Genomic DNA, 19,901 nt, shown 5'->3' with positions numbered 1-19,901 from the left:
TTATCCTCCAGCCTGTTGATTTAAGCCGCTACAGTATTAAGCGGTGTTTAACGTTTCACTTGCATCAACGATGAAAGCATCTGATCGGTAGTCAGAATGGTTTTGGAGTTGGCTTCATAACCACGCTGAATAATGATGAGTTTCACAAATTCCGCCGCCAGATCCACATTGGACTGCTCCAGTGCGAATGGTGAGATGGTGCCCATACCACCGGCTCCAGGCAGACCCAGTACCGGCGTACCTGATGCGATACTTTCCTGTAGCAGGTTATTACCGATATGATTTAACACCGCATCGTTCGGAAAGTTCGCTAGCGCCACCTGATACAGGCCACGACGCTGACCATTGGTGAATACACCAAAGATTTTACCGGATGAATCTGTTTCCAGTTTATCAAGGAAGCCGGATGCAAAACCGTCACGTGTCATCTGACGGGTCGCAAATGAGCCGGCCACCTGCACAGTTGCTTCAAGACCGGTACCTGTAACACCCTGCCCTCCATCGGCTAGGTTTACGGGATAAAGGGTTCCCTGACCTGCAGCATTACCAAAATCCAGAGAGACAGTACTTGGAGCAGCACCGCTCCAGTTGAATGTTAGAGCGGGTGAATTTTCCTGCACCAACTCACCGTTAGGTCCGAACACAATGGATTGTGGACCTACTGCAGCAACAACAGCAGCAACGGCAGCAGTACCACCGGTTGATGCTGCCAATGTACCAGCTGTACCAACCACATCGGTAGCACCATAATTAACACTAACAATCGTACCATCACTTAAGGTGATTGCCTGAGTGCCGCCAGCAGCAAACGTTCCCGTACCACTGACTCCGGCCACACTCGATGTAACAGTAATTAAACCAGCACCATCAGAAGCAATGCTGTAGGTAGCACCCACTGCCGATGCCTGGAAGTTTGTAACCGCAGTACCTGCTGCTGCAGCAGTACTAGCCACTGTGAATGCACCACTGGTCGTATCAGCAACTGCAGCGACTGCAGGCGTTATGGTTGAAGCTGCCGCTGAACCACCGCCAATGGGTGTAGCTACACCAGCTGTACCACCGGCCAGGTCGCCACCATCAACAGAAGCATGCCAGTCCCAAACGGTATTGCCTGCAGAATCCTGGCCAACTTTAGTATACTGCAAACTCGTAGCATGGGTCTGACCAAGAGAATCAAACACATTCACTTCTGTTTTATAATGGAATGTGGCCGGATTATTCGGATCAAACACAGTACCGGTAGCCAACACTGTTGCATTGGAATCCAATGTAACCGCAGCAGTGACTGCAGTGGTTGCCTGCGCCTGAGCTGCCAGATTAGCGAAGGTAATATCACCAACATTACCACTTGCCGTGTTGGTCACTTGATCCACAGGAAACCCTTGAACCACGTTACCCTGTGCATCAATCAAATTAAAATCTTTATCCAGAATGAATGCACCAGCTCGGGTATAAGATAACTGACCTGTGGCCGGATCGCGCATGGCAAAGAGTCCGTTACCATTGATCGCCATATCTGTAGGGCTGGTGGTGTTCTGCAATGACCCCTGCGCAGCATCACGGGTAATCGACCCGATACGCACACCATTACCTACCTGGTTAGCAATATTAGACCTGGATACACCCACTGTTTGTGAAAGCACATCTGAAAAGTTTACATTCTGGCTCTTAAAGCCCAGAGAGTTGACGTTGGAAATATTATCACCAACTACGCGTACAGCCTCACCAAACGATGATAGACCGGAAGCGCCGATATATAGTGCATTATAAATACCCATGATTTACTCCTTATGTTTATTACCGTTTGTGTTCTATTACAAACGGAGTTCTGTGATATTTGCGATGGATGTAGCGACACCACCCACCATTAACTCTGTGCCAGCTGTGTTAAATCGAACCGCATCCACCTGTCCTGTGCGCTGAATCGCATACCCCACTTCAGCACCATTGATATTGAGTGGCGAGAGCTGCACGCTGTAATTCCCTTGAGGTGCAATAGCTCCGGAATCCAAAGTACCGTCCCAAACCATTGAAGTAGCTCCAGCTGGAAGGTTATTAAACTGCATCGTACGAACCGGGTTACCGGCACCATCAAAGACGAAGGCCAACACATCTGTTGCAGGTTCATCCAACACAGCCGTAAAGTTCTGGTTTGTACCATCATACAGTAGCTGGTTTTGATTCACTGTTACTGAATGCCCCAGATAAGAGGCTCCAGTGCCTGGCTGAGCGACTGAAGAAGAAGCACCACCACCGGCAGCAACCATCTGTTCGAGATATTTATTACTCTGTGTCTGTTGCTCTACCATATTAAATTGCGCCAACTGGGATGACATCTGTGTGGCATCCTGAGGTTTCAAAGGGTCCTGATTTTCCATTTGTGCAACCAGTAACTTCAAAAAGATATCTTTCTGACCGATATCGGTCTGTCTGGTTGTAGTTGTCGCTGTAGCCGAGCTCGTGCTGCTGATATTCGTTGCTAACATATAGCTCTCCTAAACCCGGATGCTCAGGCCGGAACCTGTCATCGCCTGTTGTGTCTGTGTTGGCAGGGAACCGTCAACCATCACTTTTTCCAGTTGGTTGGCTCCAGCTTGTGATCGCGCTCCATGGCCATCACCACCTGATGATGCCTGTTGACCCTGTGAATCCATGGAAAAACCGGATAGATCAAAACCCTGCTGTGCCAATGCCGTCCTTAATTGCGGTAATTGCTGTTCAAGTGCTGTACGTGTCATGCTCTGGTCCACAATCATGTGCACCTGCAAATGTTTAGATGCATCACTTTGCAATGAAATTTGTATTTTTCCGAGATTGGCTGGATCAAGTTGAATCTCTAAACGAGTCTGACCATTTTTGGCTGACTGAGCGATATGGTTCATGCTATCAAAGACAGACAAAACCGGTGCCGCTTTGCTGGTCAAATAACTCTGGAAATTCGCATTTGCAGATGAAGATGAGCCTGTTGACTTCACATCGCCCAGCATGGAAGAGGATGCCTGTGTACCTTGACCACCCTTATTATCCGAGAACTGTGAACCTGAATCACCCAACGATGCTTCAGACATTGTGACCTGCACCCCGGATGCAACAGCATTTGCATTGATCTGCTGAGCCTGTTGTGACTGGTGAGCCTGAACTGCTTTAGCATGTTGAAGGTGTGCACCGACAGCAGCTCCCATCACCTCGGCAGGAGTTTTCGCAACACTCTTTTCACCCAATCCCTGTTTAGCCAGGCCGATTAAATCAGCTTTTTTATCTTCTAGACCTGCGCGATCTGTACTATCCGATTTATTCAACGTGGGCTGTGCATTCGCCTCCAGTTGCCCGATACCTGTGAGTGAAGCTGCCTTAACACTCTGCTCAGCCCCTTGACTCTTTTGCGCCAGAGCTGAGATATCAGTAGCAACTTTATCAGAAACCAAGCGTGTTGATTCCGAATCCAAAGCCTGAACCTGCTTGCCCAGCTCTCCATTAAACTGAGACACAGGCATACCATCTGCTTTAGCGGACATGCCCTGAGCCTTCTCGTTCAACACATTATTACCCAGATCAAGCTTATCCGCACCTTTAATGAAGGCCGTTTTGTCAGCTCCCGGCTCAGCACCTTTTTCAGCACCTTGCGTTCCAACTTTTCCATGTGCCTGTCCAGTGACTTGGCCCTCAATCAACAGTGAAACCTTGCCAATTGTATCGCTCTTTTTAGTCTGGGATGCCTGATCAATAATCACATGAGCTGCGAATAAAGGAGTCGCACTTTCATCTATCTTCTCTTTGCCCTCTGCTTTCTCTTTTGTAGCCAAAGCCAATAGAAGTTTACTTTTCGCAGCCAACACAGGATCAGTTTTCTCAGCCAAAGAAAGCAAACCTTTGGCCTTACCCGAATTAGCTGCACTAAGTTGAAGCCCTTTGCCCTTACCAGAGGTTTCAGCATTCTTCTCTAGCATGGCCAGTAATTTAGCAAACAAGCTATTCTTACCGTGCTTCGTGGATTTACCCGAAATGCCGGATAGGCCGGTTCCATTTATTTGTTCTATCATGCCATACCTAAGCAGGAAGAATGCCAAGGATAAAACCATTAAAAATCAAACACTTAACGCATAAAAAACCAAAAAGGAAGGAAATGTTTTCCACCAACAAGGAAAAACTTTCCACCATGGTCATACTTGCCGGGCTATAAACTATGACCATAGTGAGCCCTCATGAATATGATCAGGATATACAACAATGATTGAACTATGGGATCAAATTATCATCTTTTTTCACGCTTATGGCTGGTGGATCGCTATTGCTTCAATCATTATGTTTATCGTCAGTATTGCATCTATGCCATTGATTCTTGCGCGTATTCCAGTCGATTATTTCACCCTACCAGGACACCAGCGCCTGCGTCAGGAGCATCAACAACGCCACCCTGTGCTTCGATTGTTACTCGCCTGTATAAAAAACACGCTTGGTGCACTGCTACTCACGGCAGGTATCATTATGTTATTCACCCCGGGACAGGGTTTACTGAGCATACTGTTCGGTTTAATGATTATGAATTATCCGGGCAAATACCGCTTAGAGTGTGCGATCATTCGGAAACCACTTATTTTTAATACCATCAACACCATGCGTAAAAAGCAGAATTACCCGGCCTTATTGCACCCGGATCTGTAGATCAGAATTAAAGCCCTGCTTCCACTCGAATCAAAGCAACCTTGGCGTTCTTCAATGCCGGATCCCCTGATGGTGATATGATATATTGGAAGGCCGGCTGAATTGCCAACCAATCGGTCAACTGGGCACGATAGGTAATTTCAAACACGGTTTCATTTTTTTTAAATCCCCTATTGGCCAGCAAGTAGGCCTTTGAAAAATCTGCACGTGCCATAGCCACCCCTGCTTCATCATCCCCACGACCTGGAATAAACCCACTGACATGCAGGCCTGCTCCTACATAATTCTTAATGTTTTCAGCACCGCGCTGAGCATAACCCAGTTGCAGAAAAGCGCCCAAAGCACGTTCATCCCACTGCCAAAGCGGCTGATCCACCACCAGATAGGCGCCACTCAAACCGAGTCCACCACCCTGTCTTGGTGCCTTGCTATGACGCCATGCACCCACCTTATAGGCTGCATTTTCATCAACGTATGCTGCTTCAGCAATATAAAGATAACCTTCAGATGCCTTCAGCCCGCGTGTGGCAGGGTCACCATCGTAGCCGGCCACGTGCAACGACACATGCTCTCCGACCTGCAACGCGATGCGTGCCGCCAGACCGGCCTCCGGCCAAAGAGAGGTCGCTACATTGCCGCTGATATCAGGCCCGATACCAAACGATGAGTTGGTAAACAACCCACCATATTCTGTGACATCAAATTCGGAGTTCAGGTCATGGGTGCCAAGCAACAGGGACAGCACCCCATCCATCATACTCTGCTCAAACCATAGCTGCTGCAGGCGCGTACGATTACCATCGGCAATATTGCTTAGCGTCTGAAAATCACCAACCAATGCCGCACTGGGGTCACTGCCGTGATTCACAATAAACTCCACATAGGCTGTGCCACCCGGCCACCAACCCAGTTTTTCCGTATCAACCGTAGTGGTCAGCGTTCCAGCCGCTTCATAGCGCATGCCCTTACGCAAACCGCCACCGCCATTATTACGTACGGCTTCTGCGACATAACTGAGCTCAGCCATCACAGCAGGAGAAATATCCTCTGCTGTAGCTGGTGTTGCCCCCAGATATAATCCACACAACGCAAAAAGACTGACTCTTTTGATATAGCTTTTCATATTATTCTCTATAATCCTTTATCAAATATTGAACTATGACGCGTAATTACTGCTTCAACGGCTTGGCGATTAGTTTCGATGCCAAGCGCTTGCATGGAAGTCACCGGGCTATCTGTCATGCCACATGCCACAATACCGGAAAAATGTGTTAAATCAGGATCAATATTCAGAGCAATGCCGTGATATGTGATCCATTTGCGACATCGCACACCGATGGCAGCAATCTTTTTACCATCCACCCAAACACCAATACCACGTTCATCACGCCCGGCCTGCACACCAAATTCAGCCAGCGTATTAATCATCATCTGCTCCAGACGATGCACATGTTGATGCAAATCCTGATGCCTGCGTAGATCTGCAATGACATAACAGATCAATTGCCCAGGCCCATGATAGGTCACTTCACCACCACGACCGCTGGCATACACATCAATGCGTTCACCACCCACAGTCCGGTGCAATACATCCTGTTCGGAACCGGAGGTGCCAATGGTATATACCGGTGGATGCTGTGTGAAAATGAGACTCGACTCTGCTTTACCGGCTAAAATATCGGCAACCAGTGCTTCCTGTTCTGCAATGGAATCAGGGTAATCTTGACTGTCATGGTGACGTATATGCATCCGCCGAGTTTACCTTCAAGGCTTCGCATTGACCAAGGAAGATCGTAGCTTAGAATCCAGCACCCCTCGAACACACCAGAGGCTAGGAGATGCCAGTTATGAGTAATAAGAGCAAGGACACCGAACTCTCCTTTGAACAAGCACTTGATGGACTCACGGCCCTGGTTGATAAACTTGAATCCGGTGAATTACCGCTAGAAGAGAGCGTGGCTGCATTTGAACAGGGCGTGAAGCTATCCCGCCGTTGCGAATCACTGCTGGATCAGGCCGAACAGCGTTTACAGATTCTGGATAGCGATACAGATCAGTAACATGCAAGCACCTCAATTTCTCTCAACATATGCCAGCGATGTGGATCAAGCTCTTGCATCCATGCTTGATGAACGATCATCCGTGGTCGCCCCTGCTCTGCTTGCTGCCATGCGCTACAGCCTGCTGGCTGGCGGCAAGCGTATTCGTCCCGCCCTACTGCTCGAATGTTATCAGACCTGTGGTGGAAGGGAATCAGGCTTGCCTAGTGTTGAGACAATCATGCCTGCCGCACTGGCCATTGAATGCATTCACACCTATTCATTGATTCACGATGATCTGCCATGCATGGATGACGATGACCTCAGACGCGGCAATCCAACATGTCACAAGCAGTTTGATGAAGCGACCGCTGTTCTTGCCGCAGATGCCTTGCAGGCGTTGGCTTTTGAACTGCTAGCCAGCGCAAATATCGACAGTGACTTACGCTGCAAGCTTATTCATTCATTGGCCCTTGCATCTGGATGCCAGGGGATGGTGGGGGGACAGGTGCTCGATATGCAGGCCGAAAGTGATAGCGAAGGCATGGATCTACTGACTGTAGAACGCATTCATCTGCACAAAACCGGAGCGCTATTGTGCTGGTGTTGTGAAGCCGGTGCACTGTTAGCCAACGCCAGTGAAAAACAATTTCAAGCATGTTCACGCTATGGTAAATCCGTTGGCCTGCTGTTCCAGATTGCCGACGATATTCTCGACACTACAGCCAGTTCGGTTGCATTAGGTAAAAGCGCAGGTAAGGATGAGGCTCAGAACAAAGCAACGTATGTATCTGTACTGGGTTTGCAACGTGCCCGTGAACTGGCCAATGAAATGCACGAACTGGCCATCGCAGCCTGCGAACCCTTGGACAGAACAGATGCAAAAACATCAACAGACTCAACAGCAGCAAACAATAACAAGTCCGATCACCTGCAGGCGCTGGTGCATTACATTCTGGAGCGTGGTCAGTGACATTCCCAATGCTGGAAAAAATTCATAATACAGCTGATCTCAAAGCGATGTATGAAGATCAACTACCAAAGCTTGCCAAAGAGATGCGGCAGTATCTGATTGAAACCCTGGCACCTATTGGCGGCCATCTGGGCGCAGGTCTAGGCGTGGTTGAGCTGAGCATTGCCCTGCACTACATCTTCAATTCACCACAAGACAAAATCGTCTGGGACGTAGGCCATCAGGCATATCCACACAAAATTCTCACCGGCCGTCTCTCCGGTATGCCAACGATTCGTCAATATGGTGGTCTTTGTGGTTTCACCAAACGTTCCGAATCCGAACATGATCCCTTTGGTGCAGGCCACGCATCCACTTCGATTTCTGCTGCATATGGCATGGCCGCCGGGCGCGACCTCAACCATGAAAACAATCACGTCATTGCCGTCATTGGTGATGGTGCGTTAACAGGCGGCATGGCTTTTGAGGCACTCAACCATGCTGGCGCGCGCAACAACCGTCTGCTGGTCATCCTCAACGACAACGAAATGTCGATTGCCCCGAATGTCGGTGCGATGTCCTCTTATCTGGCGCGCATTATTACCGGCAAACCCTATACCCAGGCAAAAGACACAGCCAAACGTATTCTCGATAAACTGCCAGGTGCACTCGATGCAGCCAAGCGGGTTGAAGAACATGTCAAAGGCATGATTACGCCCGGCACCCTGTTTGAAGAGATGGGCTTCAGATATATCGGCCCGATTGATGGCCACGATTTCAATCACCTTTTACCAACACTAACAAATTGCAAAGACCTTGATGGCCCGATCCTGCTTCATACGATCACTAAAAAAGGCTTGGGGTTTTCTCCCGCCGAAGAAGATCCGGAAACATGGCATGGCCTTGGCCCTTACAATATCCAAACGGGCAAACCCAACAAAAGCACCGGCACACCACCAAGTTATACCGAAGTGTTTGCTGAAACGCTGGCTGACTTAGCTGACACCGATGACCGCATTGTTGCCATCACCGCCGCCATGCCGGGCGGCACAGGCCTGACACGTTTTGCCAGACGGCATCCGGAACGTTGCTTTGATGTCGGTATCGCCGAACAACATGCGGTAACCTTTGCCGGTGGTTTGTGCGTGGCTGGAAAACGTCCTTTCGTCGCCATCTACTCCACCTTTTTACAGCGCGCGTTTGATCAGATTATCCACGATATCTGCATTCAGAATCTCCCCGTCACCTTCTGCATGGATCGCGCTGGTATTGTCGGTGCTGATGGCGCCACCCATACCGGTATGTTTGATATCGCATTTCTGCGCAGCCTACCGAATATGACCATCATGGCTCCCAAAGACGAAATGGAACTTAAACACATGCTGTCGACTGCCTTAACTATTGATGGCCCTGTCGCCATTCGCTATCCACGTGGCAATGGTTATGGTGTTAAAATCACTGAACCTGAAGCCTTAAGCATCGGCAAGGCTGAACTCTTAGAAGAAGGATCCGACGGTTTGATCCTGGCTGTTGGTAGCCGTGTTGAAGATGCCCGACAAGCGGTGCAAATCCTGCATGATGAAGATGATCGCGCCTTTACCCTGCTCAATCTTCGTTTTATTAAACCACTTGATGAATCCACAATTCTAGCCCATTTACAGTCAGGTAAACCACTGGTTGTCATCGAAGAAGGTATTCGTCAGGGCGGCATTGGTGAGCAAATTGCAGCCCTTGCCCTCTCATCCGGCTGGAGTGGTCAATTCATCCACATCGCCATGCCAGACAGCTTTCCTACACATGGAACGCAGGCTGAAATTCTACGTGATCTGGAGCTCGATACCGCAGGTATTCTCAAGCAACTGCGTAGCAATTAATTCGTTCTTTATGGCAAAAGCTAAAATCAAAAAAGTGCGATTGGATCACCTACTGGTTTCACGTGATCTGGCCGAATCCAAAGATCGTGCCCAGCGCCTGATTATGGCTGGTCTTGTGTATGTTGCAGGTCAGAAATCAGATAAAGCCGGTAATTTAATCGCTGAAAATGCTGAAATCGAGGTGCGCGAAGTGCTTCGTTATGTCTCACGCGGCGGTCTGAAACTTGAGAAAGCCATCGAGGTATTCCCCTTTAGCGCCGAAGGCATTGTCGGTCTGGATGTCGGCGCCTCCACCGGTGGTTTTACCGATGTACTCCTTCAGAATGGGGCAGAAAAAGTATATGCCGTTGATGTCGGACATAGTCAGCTACACTACAAACTTCAGAACGATGAACGTGTGATTAATCTGGAAAAGACACATGTACGAAAACTGACTGCCACCCTTATCCCGGAACCTGTTGATGCACTGGTGATTGATACCTCATTTATCTCCCTGACCAAGGTACTGCCATGCGCATGGCCATTTGTGAAAGCTGGTGGCTGGTGCGTGGCACTGATCAAACCCCAGTTTGAAGTTGACCCCAAACATCTGGTCAAAGGTGTAGTCCGTGAAGATGAATGGCGTCAGTGGGCCATCGACCGCGTCACCGCCATGGTCGAATCCGAACTGGCTGGTGCAGAAATCATCGGCATCACCGAATCCCCCATCCACGGCCCCAAAGGCAATGTGGAATATCTGCTGGGCCTAAACAAAACCGGCTGAGCTCATAGTCAACCCTAGGAAGCGTTGATTCACTCAGAGCTTCAGCCCATCACCCTAAATAGACCCCATAGCTTATAATGCAGCATATTCCAACAACTCGCCATATATTGCGACTAGGTTCGTTTAATAAACTTATTTCGCCGTAAGTTACGAATTGACAATATATCATCCGCAATATATAACTCGTCATAGATTACGACATATAATAAATATGGCGACTTATTCGTCAAAGGTGACGACTATGAAAATAACAAAGCAGCTTTCAGATGAAGCGATACTGGCTGAAGTAGGCGCCCGCATTACTCACCACCGTCTCAGGCTGCACCTGACTCAGGTCAAACTGGCCGAACTGGCTGGCGTTGGTAAACGCACCCTTGAGCGCGTTGAAGCAGGGGCATCGACACAGATGGTGAGCGTGGTCCGTATTTTTCGAGTACTGGAGCTACTATCGAGTCTGGATATCGCTATCCCGGAGGCTCAAGCAGGACCAATGGACCTGCTCAAACTCAAAGGGAAAACTCGCCGCCGTGCGTCAGCAAAAAAAGACTCGGATCAACCGAACGATACCTGGCAATGGGGTGATGAGTCATGAGTAGCATTGCTGAAGTCAAACTCTGGGGCCGCACTATTGGTGCAGTATCACTAAATGATGGTGATGAGGTCGCCTCCTTTGAATATGACCCTGCCTTTGCCCGCAGTGGCATCGAAATATCTCCGCTCGTCATGCCTCTATCCAACCGAATTTATCAATTTCCGGCATTGTCTAGACAGACATTTCACGGGCTACCTGGATTGCTGGCCGATGCGCTGCCGGACAAATTTGGCAATGCCCTCATTGATGCCTGGTTGGCCACGCAGGGGCGCGAATCATCTTCGTTCAATGCGATTGAACGTCTCTGCTATACCGGTGCAAGGGGCATGGGCGCATTGGAATTTTCTCCTGCACTGGGGCCGAGATACGCACGCAGTCACCGGATAGAGGTAAAGCATTTGGTAACACTTGCTTCAGACATTCTAACCCATCGAAACAGCCTGCAAACCTCATTTTCTGATGATACCAAGGCGAATGCATTGGCCGATATTCTACAGGTGGGCACATCAGCAGGCGGTGCCCGCGCCAAGGCTGTCATCGCCTGGAATCCGATAAGCAATGAAGTACGCTCCGGGCAACTACCTGCAGATAGTGGTTTTGAGTACTGGTTGCTTAAATTTGATGGCGTAAACGGCAACAAGGACAAAGAGCTGGACGACCCTAAAGGCTATGGCGTGATCGAGTACGCCTACTACATCATGGCAAAAAAGTGCGGCATTGATATCAGCGAATGCCGCCTGCTTGAAGAAAACAACAGATCTCACTTTATGACAAAAAGATTTGACCGCTTGGAGAATGGAGAGAAGCTACACATGCAGTCGCTTTGTGCGCTGGCACATTTCGATTTCAATATGGCGGGCGCCTACAGTTATGAGCAGGCACTCCAGACTATTCGCAAACTGAACTTGTCCATGCCTGTGATTGAGGAGCAGTTTCGTAGAATGGTGTTTAATATCGTGGCCCGCAATCAGGACGATCACGTCAAAAACATCGCCTTTCTGATGAATAAATCCGGCCAATGGCGCCTCTCACCAGCCTTTGATATCACTTACAGCTACAATCCGGCAGGCAATTGGACAGCAAAACATCAAATGAGCATGAACGGAAAAAGAGACGCCTTTACGATGGCCGATTTTAAGGCGTGTGCAAAGGTAGCCTCAATGAAACGAGGAAGAGCCGAAAAAATCCTCCAAGAAGTGCAGGCTGTTGTCTCGCAGTGGAAAACCTTTGCGAATGAGGCGGGCGTGCCCGAATTAACTCAAAACCAAATTCAGCAAACGCTTCGCTTGAGCCCATTCTAAATCGAGCGTGAATCGGCTTGGAAAACTAAGGCCTCACCATCCCGCTTGCGCGAAACAAGACGCAAGCCCATACCTCATTCATCTCGCTGACCAAGGTATTGCCGTGTGCATGGCCGTTCGTCAAAACAGGTGGCTGGTCTGTGGCGCTGATCAAACCTCAATTTGAAGTCGACCCTAAACATCTTGATCGTGGTGTAGTGCGTGAAGATAAATGGCGTCAGTGGGCCATAGAACGCGTCACCGCCATGGTAGAATCCGAACTACCTGGTGCCGAGATCATCGGCATCACCGAATCCCCCATCCACAGCCCCAAAGGCAATGTCGAATACCTGCAAACCGCCTAAGCCCGGCACCACATATCCAGTTAATCCACCCAAAATATCTTCTGCTAAACAAGCACTACGTTTGACGCCTCAGAAACCGAAGCCTAATATCGTTTTGTTCAGCAATGGGGAGTGTTAAATAGAATGCAGATCGGGTCCGCAGCTATAGCAAAAATATCAGAAATGATCTGTGGTGATGCACCATTTCAGTTTTTCCCTTATAGAAGCTCATCTTACTTGACCAGGTTCTTTGTCGATTTAGATCTTGATTATGTCCATGACGGATCAACAAGAAGGGTTTGGGTTAGGGAAGCTCTTGATGAATTAAATAACAAACAATCTTCTGATAATATGCCGTCACCCGAAATGATAAAGGTCATAGAATATCTATTACATCCTGACCATTTTCTGTTTGATGATAAAGTTGATCGTGATAAAGCATTAGATGCCATTAGTTCATCACTGAAAACGAACGACCTAACGATATCAGTTCAAGCCAACGGAACTGTTAGACTGCTTCCTGTAAACGGGGAATTTATTTCAACCTCATTTGAAGAAGTCCCGACAGAGCGTGTAATCACATTCAAGCCAAGTGTATTTCAGGTACCTGCAAAAAAGCCAAATGAAAAACTTATATCAGTAATGATGCCATTTAATACTGGTTTTAACGGCACCTACTCTGCAATAACTCAAGTAGCCGAATATATGAGTCTTGAGTGCCTGAGAGCTGATGACATTTGGGATAACTCAACTTTCATACAAGATGTATTTGATTTGATTTTTTGCTCCAAGGTTGTTGTAGTAGATTTTACTGGCAAAAATCCAAACGTAATGTATGAGACAGGCATTGCTCATACTCTTGGCAAAACGGTTATTCCGATTACCCAGTCGCTTGACGATATACCTTCGGATTTAGGACACCATAGAGCATTAAAGTACTACCCAAATGAAGAGGGATTGAGAAATTTAAGTAATGAATTATATAAACGGCTTAAAGTTATTTACCACCAAAACTCGTAACAAGGCGCGCAAGAAAAGACGCGCTGACGCGCGCCACTTGGCTTGGCGTTATGTCGCTATGAAAGCTCGGAGAGTAAATGAAAGAGTCTGAAAATGATTGGCGCATGCACAATATTATTCATGTAGGAGAGGATTGTAGAAATCCATGGACAGGAAAGACTATCCCTAAAGGGACTCAGATTACTTTCGTATCAGTAGTTCCAATAAAAAAGAAAAAGCATTTAACTATTGCCCTTCCTAACGCAACAGCACTATGTCTTAATATTTCTAAACGATCTTGGGCAAAGGCGAAAGAGTTAAGAAAAGATGCCAAAATAGATAGCTCATTAAGATCTGAGGTCAGTTTTGAATCTCATTCAGATGCATTTGATTATATTGAAAGAGTAATGGAATCAGTTGTTATGGCGTTTACTGCTCTGGAAGCATTCGCAAACGAGATCATCCCCGACGACTATGAATATCACAGCCATCGAAAGAGTGAAATCATATTGGAAACTATGAATAAAACTCAAATTGAAAGATGGCTTTCTTTAGATGAAAAGTTAACGTCTATACTACCCGAAATTTTGGAACTTAAATCTCCGAAAGGAAACCAAAGCTGGCAAGGCTACCAAAAGCTTAAAAAAGTACGTGATAGAATTATTCATATGAAAAAGGAAGACCGCCGATCATCAGGCCCAGAAATCCCTACATTGTGGCATGAGTTATTTAAAGTGGGATCTCCATTTGTTCAAGCAAAGGATATTATTGATTATTTTATTAAGGCTGTGGAACCTAGCCCAAGATGGCACAACGAATACCCAAAATAACAAAAGCATCGAGAGGGGCTTCTTCTTCGTCCCACTCCCTTCGTGCAGGTCGTTAAATAATTAGAAACCGCTGAGGAAACCACTCCACTTAAACTCGGTCATTTCCGTGGTCGTGTGAAACTCTGACGGGCATTTTCGACTTGGATTCTGATTACGCAGCCTCCCACATGGTCATTGATCATACCCATCGCCTGCATGAAGGCATAGATGGTGGTCGGGCCGACGAATTTCCAGCCGCGTTTTTTCAGCTCTTTGGAAAGGGCAATCGATGCTGCTGAGGTGGATGCGGTTTGCGGCTCTGCAAGCTGTTTGGGCTCGGGCTCATAAGACCAAACGAAGGCGGCCAGCGAGCCTTCCTGCTTGATAAGTTCCTGCACGCATTGGGCATTATTAATGGTCGCTTCGATCTTGCCACGATGGCGGACAATGCCTGCATCTTGTAGCAGACGTTCGACATCGTGCTCGTTGAAACAGGCGACCTTGTTGAAATCAAAATGGTGGAAGGCGGCACGAAAGTTCTCGCGTTTGGCGAGTATGGTGCGCCAGCTCAGACCCGACTGAAAACTCTCCAGGCAGATCTTCTCGAACAGACGCTGATCATTATCAACCGGAAAGCCCCATTCGCTATCGTGATAGGTAAGAAACTCCGGTACAGCGGCGCACCAGCTACACCGTGCTTGCCCATCAGGGCCATCTATCGTGTCGCTCATATGTCGGCTCCTTGTCTCATGGGTCAGCCAAGCAGGAACTTTAAACGTTCATACTGCTTCGTCCTACAGTTCGATATCCGGCAGGTTATCCGCCACATCCTGAAATGTCCTGCTGCTTATCAGCACTTTGACCACTTCTGGCAATGGTTCGGCGTAAATAGTGGGCAGGTCGGCTTCGCCTTCGCTGATGATCGGAAAAGCGAGCTGTTCGACTGGCGGACCGAACTGAGCATCCACACCCGCCTTATTGCCCCGCGCATCGATACGGAACCAGCCGTGACCTTCCAGCCAGACCGCATTCAGGCCATGCAGGCAGAACGGTGGTTCGTCGTTATCAATGGTCAGCCGCTGATAGCATAACCCTGCCGGAATACCATTGGCCCTGAGCAGGGCGGCCAGCAGGTGGCTTTTGGCATAGCAGTAACCGGTGCCGTGTTGCAATACATCCGATGCAACGCAGGTGACCGGGTTCATTTCATAATCCCGGCTGTGCTTGATCTCATCCCGGACAAATTCAAAGCAGGCTTTGGCTATCTCTTCAACCCCCTCCCTGTTCTTAGCGAGTTCTTTTGCCTTGTCCAAAACTTCAGACTGCTGCCAGTCAATAAAGCGACTCGATTCAAGATAACTACTCATTCCTTTTCCCCTTTACCTGCATGGTTATCAACCATGCCAATCAAAACCTGCTCCAGCATCTGTAACAGTTGCTCAACGTCTTGCTTCTGAACATTCAGGGCAGGCATGAATCTCAGGGTATGTGCTCTGGGTGCATTAATCAGAGCACCCGTCTCAAACATCTGTTTAACTACGTCGACTGCCGAAAACTCTCCGGTATCCATGGCAAGCAGAAGCCCCGACCCTCTGACTTCACCCAGGCCATATTTGGCGGATAATTCATATAAGCCATCGCTCAATAGTGCTCCCATTGTGCTGACATGCTCAAGAAAACCGGGGGCGAGGATAGCATTCAATACCGTTTGTCCAACCGCTGTCACCAGCGGGTTGCCGTTGAATGTGCCGCCCTGATCGCCCGGCTCGAAACAGGCGATCTCCTTTTTAATCGCCATAGCTCCCAGCGGCATACCACCGCCCAGGCCTTTGCCCAGTGTCATGATATCCGGCTCTACACCGCTCTGCTCATAGGCAAACAGTGTTCCTGTCCGCCCCATGCCGGTTTGCACCTCATCAAAGATTAACAGCAGCTTGTGTTCATCAGCCAGTTTTCTTAAAGCCTGCAAATAGGCGAGCGAAGCCGGATGTACGCCGGATTCGCCCTGAACCAGCTCCAGCATTATGGCAGCAGTGTTCTTATTGATGGTACTTTTGATGGCATCAATGTCATTCCGCGGCACTTTAATAAAGCCGGAGGGTTTGGGGCCGTAAAGGTTTTCCCACTCCGCTTTACCGGATGCAGACATCGTGGCCAGTGTCCTGCCGTGGAAACCATTTTCCAGGCTAATAATCTCAAATGCGCCCTGTTTGTGTATAGAGCCCCACTTGCGGGCAAGTTTAATGGCACCTTCATTGGCTTCCGCACCACTGTTGGTGAAGAAGATCTGATCGAAACAGCTGTGTGCCGTCAATGCATCGGATAACTGCACCATCGGTGCATTGAAGAAACCGGGGCCGGCATGGATTAACTTGCCGGCCTGTCTGGTGATGGTTTCAACCAGCATGTCAGGTGAGTGGCCAAGGCAGTTCACCGCCCAGCCCTGGACGAAATCAAGGTAGGTCTTGTCTCTGCTGTCCCAAAGCCATGAGCCTTTACCTTTTACAAAGGTGATATCCGGACGTTTGGCTACGACCATGACTGAAGGGTAGGGATTGATATAATTGTTCATGATGATCTCCATTGCATTTGTAATCTTGAATTCAGGGCATAAAAAAAGGGTCACAGACATTGTCTGTGACCCTTAAGAAACCCGTATCAGAACTGGTTAGTTGTTATTCGTAACCCGGTTCGTTTTCTTTATAGCACAGACTGGTAGACCGTGCGCACGTCGCATAGCAACGGTAGCACAGTTTAAACGAACGCTCATGCGCAGCGATGTCTGTACGAAATTCATGTGCGAATCATTTATGCCAGCGGAGTGAGCGTCAAGTTTTTTTGTATGGAAAGGTTTCTGACTGGGCATTCTTGCCACACCGATTTCAGATGCCATATTTACACTCGACCCGGCTTCACCGACCTGATAACTCGCATAGTTTGATGATACTTTTCCAATTTCTGGTTGTTGCCGAAACAGCAAGTTTGTTTTCCAGAAATGTATTCGACAACTTGCTTTTCCCATAACCGTTCGGGCAATAAAGATATACTTCACTTCCGTGAATCGTCAGCTTTTCCGGTGCCTTTACATACTGTTGTAATGTTTCCTGATTCTCTCTTGAAGGCTCTGACTGCAAGAAGGTGACGAATATTTTCGTACCGTTAGTTTCAATTTTTGCCTCCTCATAGGGGCAATTATCAAAGACTTCTATTAGCTCTTGTTCGGTCCGAATAATAACAGGCACATGAAAACCATATTTAGCTGTGATTGCCTGTTCGATAGTATCTTTTATATCATTCTTATCTATCCCTGATGATTGAAAAATAACATTACCACTTTGAATATACGTAGTGACATCTTCAAAACCCAGAGAGTGATACAGTTTTTTCAGATCAGCCATCAAGACCTTCTTCTGGCCACTTACATTGATTCCCCTGAGTATGGAAATATATTTCATTGGATACTCCTCAAGCCCCTAATGTTCCGCTTAACCTGACCAGCAGAGAAGGGTTTTATATGGGACTATGGGACTGCACATTTTAAGCAGCCCCGCTTGAGATCAGAGTGCTTAGTATTGTTGCTCCAGGTGATCAAGAAGGGCTTCGGCGTTGGCGACAAGCATCTGGTAGGCATCTTCAAAACCATGAGCACCACCGTAATACGGGTCGGGTACATCAGCGATGTCGTCCTTATTTTCGAACTGGCGCATCATCAAAATACGTGATTCCGGCACACCCATGCGCAGCAGGTTACTGCGATTATCAGCATCCATGGCAATCAGCCAGTCCCAGCTATTACAGTTACGGGAGGTGATTTGTTGAGCGCTATGCCGACTTAAATCCAACCCCTTCTCTTGTGCCTTGGCGGCAGAACGTGGATCAGCAGGCTTTCCAATATGCCAGTCACCCGTACCGGCAGATTCAAAGTGATATTGATCTATTGATCGCTGTTCTGCTACGGATTTCACCACCACTTCAGCCAATGGGGAGCGACAAATATTACCCAGACATACAAACAGTACGCGGGTTTTATTTGACTCATGCATGTGCGTTTCTCTCCGCTTGTGACAATTGTAAATAGACCGGCGTTGGGTAAATCGGCAGATCCACCTCATCTGCATTCAAACCTGCAGAAACCAGCTCTGTCTCCATCGCTAGGGCCGCACTTCGATCCAGCGAGAATGGCAGACGTGTCCAGTGCTCTAATGCGACTGGAGGTTCGCCATGACAACAGAAATGAGCTGGCGGCAGTGTTTCAACATCAGCCCATGTCATACAGCTATCAGCATGGAGCTGCTGCTGACGCTGATAACAGCCGGTAAAGGCTTCACCTGCACGGGCATCTTCAAGCACCCAAACAGGCCCATCCACATCTGCCTGACGGGCTGTAATCGCCAACGAAGAGAGATGATAAATCGGTAATTTTAGACCGCTATTGATTCCAGCCAGCGTTGCTGCAGCAATACGCAAGCCCGTGAATGAGCCGGGGCCAGCCCCCAGTGCCAGCGCATGCAACTGATGCCACTCCAGCCCTGCTTTTTTGAGCAACTGTTCAAGCACAGGCACAATAGTGGTTGAACGCGTTTTTCCGCTGGTGTTTTCTGCAGGTTCCGACACATATACACGCCCGTCTTTAATAACAGCAGCAGATATATCTCCACACGCAGTATCAAGGGAGAGAATATTCATTCCATCACTCACACAGATAGGTTTTTAATGCCTCGCGCAGCGCCGGCCCATATGCTTCATGCTGCAAACCAAGGAGTGCATTCGCCACCAAAAAACCTTCAGGATGGCCTGCATCAAACCGCTGACCCTCAAGCACAACACCATGCACTGGCTCTTCCTTTGCAAGTATTGCCATAGCATCTGTCAGCTGAATTTCACCACCTGAGCCCGGTTGAACATCCTTTAATATCTCCATCAAACGCGGCGTAAAAATATAACGCCCCACGATAGCCATATGTGATGGTGCATCTTCAATAGATGGTTTTTCCACCATGTCAGTCAAGCGCAGTAAACCGTGACCTTCCGCCTCATAAGCAACAATACCATACTTGTAAACCTGATCAGCCGGCACCTGAATCAAACCGACCACCGAATGTCCGGTTTTATGATACACCTCAGCCAATTGCTGCATGGCAGGCTTTTCATGCACGATCAATTCATCCGCAAGATGTACACCAAAGGCTTCATCAGCAATCCAGTGCTCCGCACACAGCACCGCATGACCCAAGCCTTTGGCTTGTTTTTGGCGCACATAAACCACTTCGGCCATACGCGCAATACGCGACACTTCTTTGTATAATTTACTTTTTCCTGCTCTTTTAAGGTTCGCTTCAAGCTCAGCAGAAATATCAAAATGATCTTCAATCGCTCGCTTACCACGACCGGTAACCATGATAATATTATCCATGCCTGCAGCCAGCGCTTCTTCAACGCCGTATTGAATCAATGGCTTATCAACGATGGTCAACATTTCCTTAGGGCTAGCTTTTGTCGCGGGCAAAAAACGCGTGCCCATGCCTGCGGCTGGAAAAATAATTTTACGTAATGGTCTCATGATAGATAGCCCCTAAGAAGCAAAAAA

22 protein-coding genes are annotated in these 19,901 nt (G+C 48.2%); 10 read left to right on the top strand and 12 right to left on the bottom strand.

Annotation, left to right across the window (positions count from 1 at the left end; all coding sequences use genetic code 11):
• Positions 1-47: 47 nt before the first annotated feature.
• The 3 genes from D8Y20_RS09985 to D8Y20_RS09975 are packed head-to-tail and all read right to left on the bottom strand — an operon-like array spanning position 48 to position 4,040.
• Entirely contained in the window at positions 48-1,778 is a 1,731-nt protein-coding gene (locus tag D8Y20_RS09985) for a flagellar hook protein FlgE (protein WP_121543295.1), read from the bottom strand.
• 36 nt (positions 1,779-1,814) lie between these two features.
• Positions 1,815-2,486: a flagellar hook assembly protein FlgD gene (locus D8Y20_RS09980; protein WP_121543293.1), complete on the bottom strand. Its 672-nt coding sequence runs from the start codon at positions 2,484-2,486 to the stop codon at positions 1,815-1,817.
• A gap of 9 nt (positions 2,487-2,495) precedes the next feature.
• Positions 2,496-4,040: a flagellar hook-length control protein FliK gene (locus tag D8Y20_RS09975; RefSeq protein WP_161957618.1), complete on the bottom strand. Its 1,545-nt coding sequence runs from the start codon at positions 4,038-4,040 to the stop codon at positions 2,496-2,498.
• A gap of 187 nt (positions 4,041-4,227) precedes the next feature.
• Between D8Y20_RS09975 and D8Y20_RS09970 the strand changes: the two genes are divergently transcribed.
• A complete protein-coding gene (locus tag D8Y20_RS09970) occupies positions 4,228-4,662 on the top strand; it encodes a PGPGW domain-containing protein (RefSeq protein WP_121543289.1) in 435 nt (144 codons plus the stop codon).
• 7 nt (positions 4,663-4,669) lie between these two features.
• On the opposite strand, the gene D8Y20_RS09965 is transcribed toward D8Y20_RS09970, so the two are convergent.
• Together D8Y20_RS09965 and lipB are read right to left on the bottom strand one after the other, a co-directional pair.
• Complete coding sequence (locus D8Y20_RS09965) at positions 4,670-5,785, bottom strand: carbohydrate porin (protein ID WP_121543287.1); 1,116 nt, start codon at positions 5,783-5,785, stop codon at positions 4,670-4,672.
• An 8-nt stretch (positions 5,786-5,793) separates the two neighbouring features.
• The gene (lipB, locus tag D8Y20_RS09960; protein ID WP_121543285.1) at positions 5,794-6,411 is read right to left on the bottom strand and encodes a lipoyl(octanoyl) transferase LipB; all 618 of its coding nucleotides are present in this window, start codon (positions 6,409-6,411) and stop codon (positions 5,794-5,796) included.
• A gap of 98 nt (positions 6,412-6,509) precedes the next feature.
• Between lipB and xseB the strand changes: the two genes are divergently transcribed.
• From xseB to D8Y20_RS09915, 9 genes are all read left to right on the top strand, one after another.
• A complete protein-coding gene (xseB, locus tag D8Y20_RS09955; RefSeq protein WP_121543283.1) occupies positions 6,510-6,722 on the top strand; it encodes an exodeoxyribonuclease VII small subunit in 213 nt (70 codons plus the stop codon).
• 1 nt (position 6,723) lies between these two features.
• Positions 6,724-7,674 (top strand): polyprenyl synthetase family protein, encoded by a 951-nt coding sequence (locus tag D8Y20_RS09950; protein WP_121543281.1) that lies wholly within the window; start codon positions 6,724-6,726, stop codon positions 7,672-7,674.
• An 8-nt stretch (positions 7,675-7,682) separates the two neighbouring features.
• Entirely contained in the window at positions 7,683-9,527 is a 1,845-nt protein-coding gene (gene dxs / locus D8Y20_RS09945) for a 1-deoxy-D-xylulose-5-phosphate synthase (RefSeq protein WP_370050680.1), read from the top strand.
• A gap of 10 nt (positions 9,528-9,537) precedes the next feature.
• Entirely contained in the window at positions 9,538-10,290 is a 753-nt protein-coding gene (locus tag D8Y20_RS09940; protein WP_121543277.1) for a TlyA family RNA methyltransferase, read from the top strand.
• 241 nt (positions 10,291-10,531) lie between these two features.
• Positions 10,532-10,882, top strand: coding sequence for a helix-turn-helix domain-containing protein (locus D8Y20_RS09935; protein ID WP_121543275.1), 351 nt, complete (start codon positions 10,532-10,534; stop codon positions 10,880-10,882).
• Positions 10,879-12,183, top strand: coding sequence for a type II toxin-antitoxin system HipA family toxin (locus tag D8Y20_RS09930; RefSeq protein WP_121543273.1), 1,305 nt, complete (start codon positions 10,879-10,881; stop codon positions 12,181-12,183). The genes D8Y20_RS09935 and D8Y20_RS09930 overlap by 4 nt, the downstream gene beginning before the upstream one ends.
• 98 nt (positions 12,184-12,281) lie before the next feature.
• Positions 12,282-12,527 (top strand): hypothetical protein, encoded by a 246-nt coding sequence (locus D8Y20_RS09925; RefSeq protein ID WP_236075388.1) that lies wholly within the window; start codon positions 12,282-12,284, stop codon positions 12,525-12,527.
• A gap of 123 nt (positions 12,528-12,650) precedes the next feature.
• Entirely contained in the window at positions 12,651-13,526 is an 876-nt protein-coding gene (locus tag D8Y20_RS09920; RefSeq protein WP_121543271.1) for a hypothetical protein, read from the top strand.
• Between the two features lie 77 nt (positions 13,527-13,603).
• A complete protein-coding gene (locus D8Y20_RS09915; protein ID WP_121543269.1) occupies positions 13,604-14,335 on the top strand; it encodes a hypothetical protein in 732 nt (243 codons plus the stop codon).
• A gap of 98 nt (positions 14,336-14,433) precedes the next feature.
• Here D8Y20_RS09915 and D8Y20_RS09910 read toward each other — a convergent pair whose 3' ends face one another.
• The 7 genes from D8Y20_RS09910 to galU all read right to left on the bottom strand — a co-directional run bounded on the left by D8Y20_RS09910 (position 14,434) and on the right by galU (position 19,874).
• Positions 14,434-15,045: a DNA-3-methyladenine glycosylase I gene (locus tag D8Y20_RS09910; RefSeq protein WP_121543267.1), complete on the bottom strand. Its 612-nt coding sequence runs from the start codon at positions 15,043-15,045 to the stop codon at positions 14,434-14,436.
• A gap of 63 nt (positions 15,046-15,108) precedes the next feature.
• A complete protein-coding gene (locus D8Y20_RS09905) occupies positions 15,109-15,681 on the bottom strand; it encodes a transglutaminase family protein (RefSeq protein ID WP_121543265.1) in 573 nt (190 codons plus the stop codon).
• The gene (locus tag D8Y20_RS09900) at positions 15,678-16,886 is read right to left on the bottom strand and encodes an acetylornithine transaminase (RefSeq protein WP_121543263.1); all 1,209 of its coding nucleotides are present in this window, start codon (positions 16,884-16,886) and stop codon (positions 15,678-15,680) included. Before D8Y20_RS09900 ends, D8Y20_RS09905 begins: the two co-directional genes overlap by 4 nt.
• A gap of 340 nt (positions 16,887-17,226) precedes the next feature.
• On the bottom strand, positions 17,227-17,769 hold the full coding sequence (locus D8Y20_RS09895) for a DUF1697 domain-containing protein (RefSeq protein WP_121543261.1): 543 nt from the start codon (positions 17,767-17,769) through the stop codon (positions 17,227-17,229).
• Between the two features lie 111 nt (positions 17,770-17,880).
• Positions 17,881-18,357 (bottom strand): low molecular weight protein-tyrosine-phosphatase, encoded by a 477-nt coding sequence (locus tag D8Y20_RS09890; RefSeq protein ID WP_121543259.1) that lies wholly within the window; start codon positions 18,355-18,357, stop codon positions 17,881-17,883.
• Positions 18,350-19,000: a tRNA (adenosine(37)-N6)-threonylcarbamoyltransferase complex dimerization subunit type 1 TsaB gene (tsaB, locus tag D8Y20_RS09885; RefSeq protein WP_121543257.1), complete on the bottom strand. Its 651-nt coding sequence runs from the start codon at positions 18,998-19,000 to the stop codon at positions 18,350-18,352. Before tsaB ends, D8Y20_RS09890 begins: the two co-directional genes overlap by 8 nt.
• 4 nt (positions 19,001-19,004) lie before the next feature.
• The gene (gene galU / locus D8Y20_RS09880) at positions 19,005-19,874 is read right to left on the bottom strand and encodes a UTP--glucose-1-phosphate uridylyltransferase GalU (protein WP_121543255.1); all 870 of its coding nucleotides are present in this window, start codon (positions 19,872-19,874) and stop codon (positions 19,005-19,007) included.
• Positions 19,875-19,901 lie beyond the last annotated feature (27 nt).

The sequence above is a fragment of the Mariprofundus sp. EBB-1 genome (assembly GCF_003665155.1).
Classification (GTDB): Bacteria; Pseudomonadota; Zetaproteobacteria; order Mariprofundales; family Mariprofundaceae; genus Mariprofundus.
Note: the sequence above shows the minus strand (reverse complement) of the source record. Positions and strands in the feature narration are given on the sequence as shown.

Coding starts and splice junctions, on each gene's coding strand:
- D8Y20_RS09985 (WP_121543295.1), bottom strand. CDS start 1,778: ATGGGTATTTATAATGCACTATATATCGGCGCTTCCGGTCTATCATCG.
- D8Y20_RS09980 (WP_121543293.1), bottom strand. CDS start 2,486: ATGTTAGCAACGAATATCAGCAGCACGAGCTCGGCTACAGCGACAACT.
- D8Y20_RS09975 (WP_161957618.1), bottom strand. CDS start 4,040: ATGATAGAACAAATAAATGGAACCGGCCTATCCGGCATTTCGGGTAAA.
- D8Y20_RS09970 (WP_121543289.1), top strand. CDS start 4,228: ATGATTGAACTATGGGATCAAATTATCATCTTTTTTCACGCTTATGGC.
- D8Y20_RS09965 (WP_121543287.1), bottom strand. CDS start 5,785: ATGAAAAGCTATATCAAAAGAGTCAGTCTTTTTGCGTTGTGTGGATTA.
- lipB (WP_121543285.1), bottom strand. CDS start 6,411: ATGCATATACGTCACCATGACAGTCAAGATTACCCTGATTCCATTGCA.
- xseB (WP_121543283.1), top strand. CDS start 6,510: ATGAGTAATAAGAGCAAGGACACCGAACTCTCCTTTGAACAAGCACTT.
- D8Y20_RS09950 (WP_121543281.1), top strand. CDS start 6,724: ATGCAAGCACCTCAATTTCTCTCAACATATGCCAGCGATGTGGATCAA.
- dxs (WP_370050680.1), top strand. CDS start 7,683: ATGCTGGAAAAAATTCATAATACAGCTGATCTCAAAGCGATGTATGAA.
- D8Y20_RS09940 (WP_121543277.1), top strand. CDS start 9,538: ATGGCAAAAGCTAAAATCAAAAAAGTGCGATTGGATCACCTACTGGTT.
- D8Y20_RS09935 (WP_121543275.1), top strand. CDS start 10,532: ATGAAAATAACAAAGCAGCTTTCAGATGAAGCGATACTGGCTGAAGTA.
- D8Y20_RS09930 (WP_121543273.1), top strand. CDS start 10,879: ATGAGTAGCATTGCTGAAGTCAAACTCTGGGGCCGCACTATTGGTGCA.
- D8Y20_RS09920 (WP_121543271.1), top strand. CDS start 12,651: ATGCAGATCGGGTCCGCAGCTATAGCAAAAATATCAGAAATGATCTGT.
- D8Y20_RS09915 (WP_121543269.1), top strand. CDS start 13,604: ATGAAAGAGTCTGAAAATGATTGGCGCATGCACAATATTATTCATGTA.
- D8Y20_RS09910 (WP_121543267.1), bottom strand. CDS start 15,045: ATGAGCGACACGATAGATGGCCCTGATGGGCAAGCACGGTGTAGCTGG.
- D8Y20_RS09905 (WP_121543265.1), bottom strand. CDS start 15,681: ATGAGTAGTTATCTTGAATCGAGTCGCTTTATTGACTGGCAGCAGTCT.
- D8Y20_RS09900 (WP_121543263.1), bottom strand. CDS start 16,886: ATGAACAATTATATCAATCCCTACCCTTCAGTCATGGTCGTAGCCAAA.
- D8Y20_RS09895 (WP_121543261.1), bottom strand. CDS start 17,769: ATGAAATATATTTCCATACTCAGGGGAATCAATGTAAGTGGCCAGAAG.
- D8Y20_RS09890 (WP_121543259.1), bottom strand. CDS start 18,357: ATGCATGAGTCAAATAAAACCCGCGTACTGTTTGTATGTCTGGGTAAT.
- tsaB (WP_121543257.1), bottom strand. CDS start 19,000: ATGAATATTCTCTCCCTTGATACTGCGTGTGGAGATATATCTGCTGCT.
- galU (WP_121543255.1), bottom strand. CDS start 19,874: ATGAGACCATTACGTAAAATTATTTTTCCAGCCGCAGGCATGGGCACG.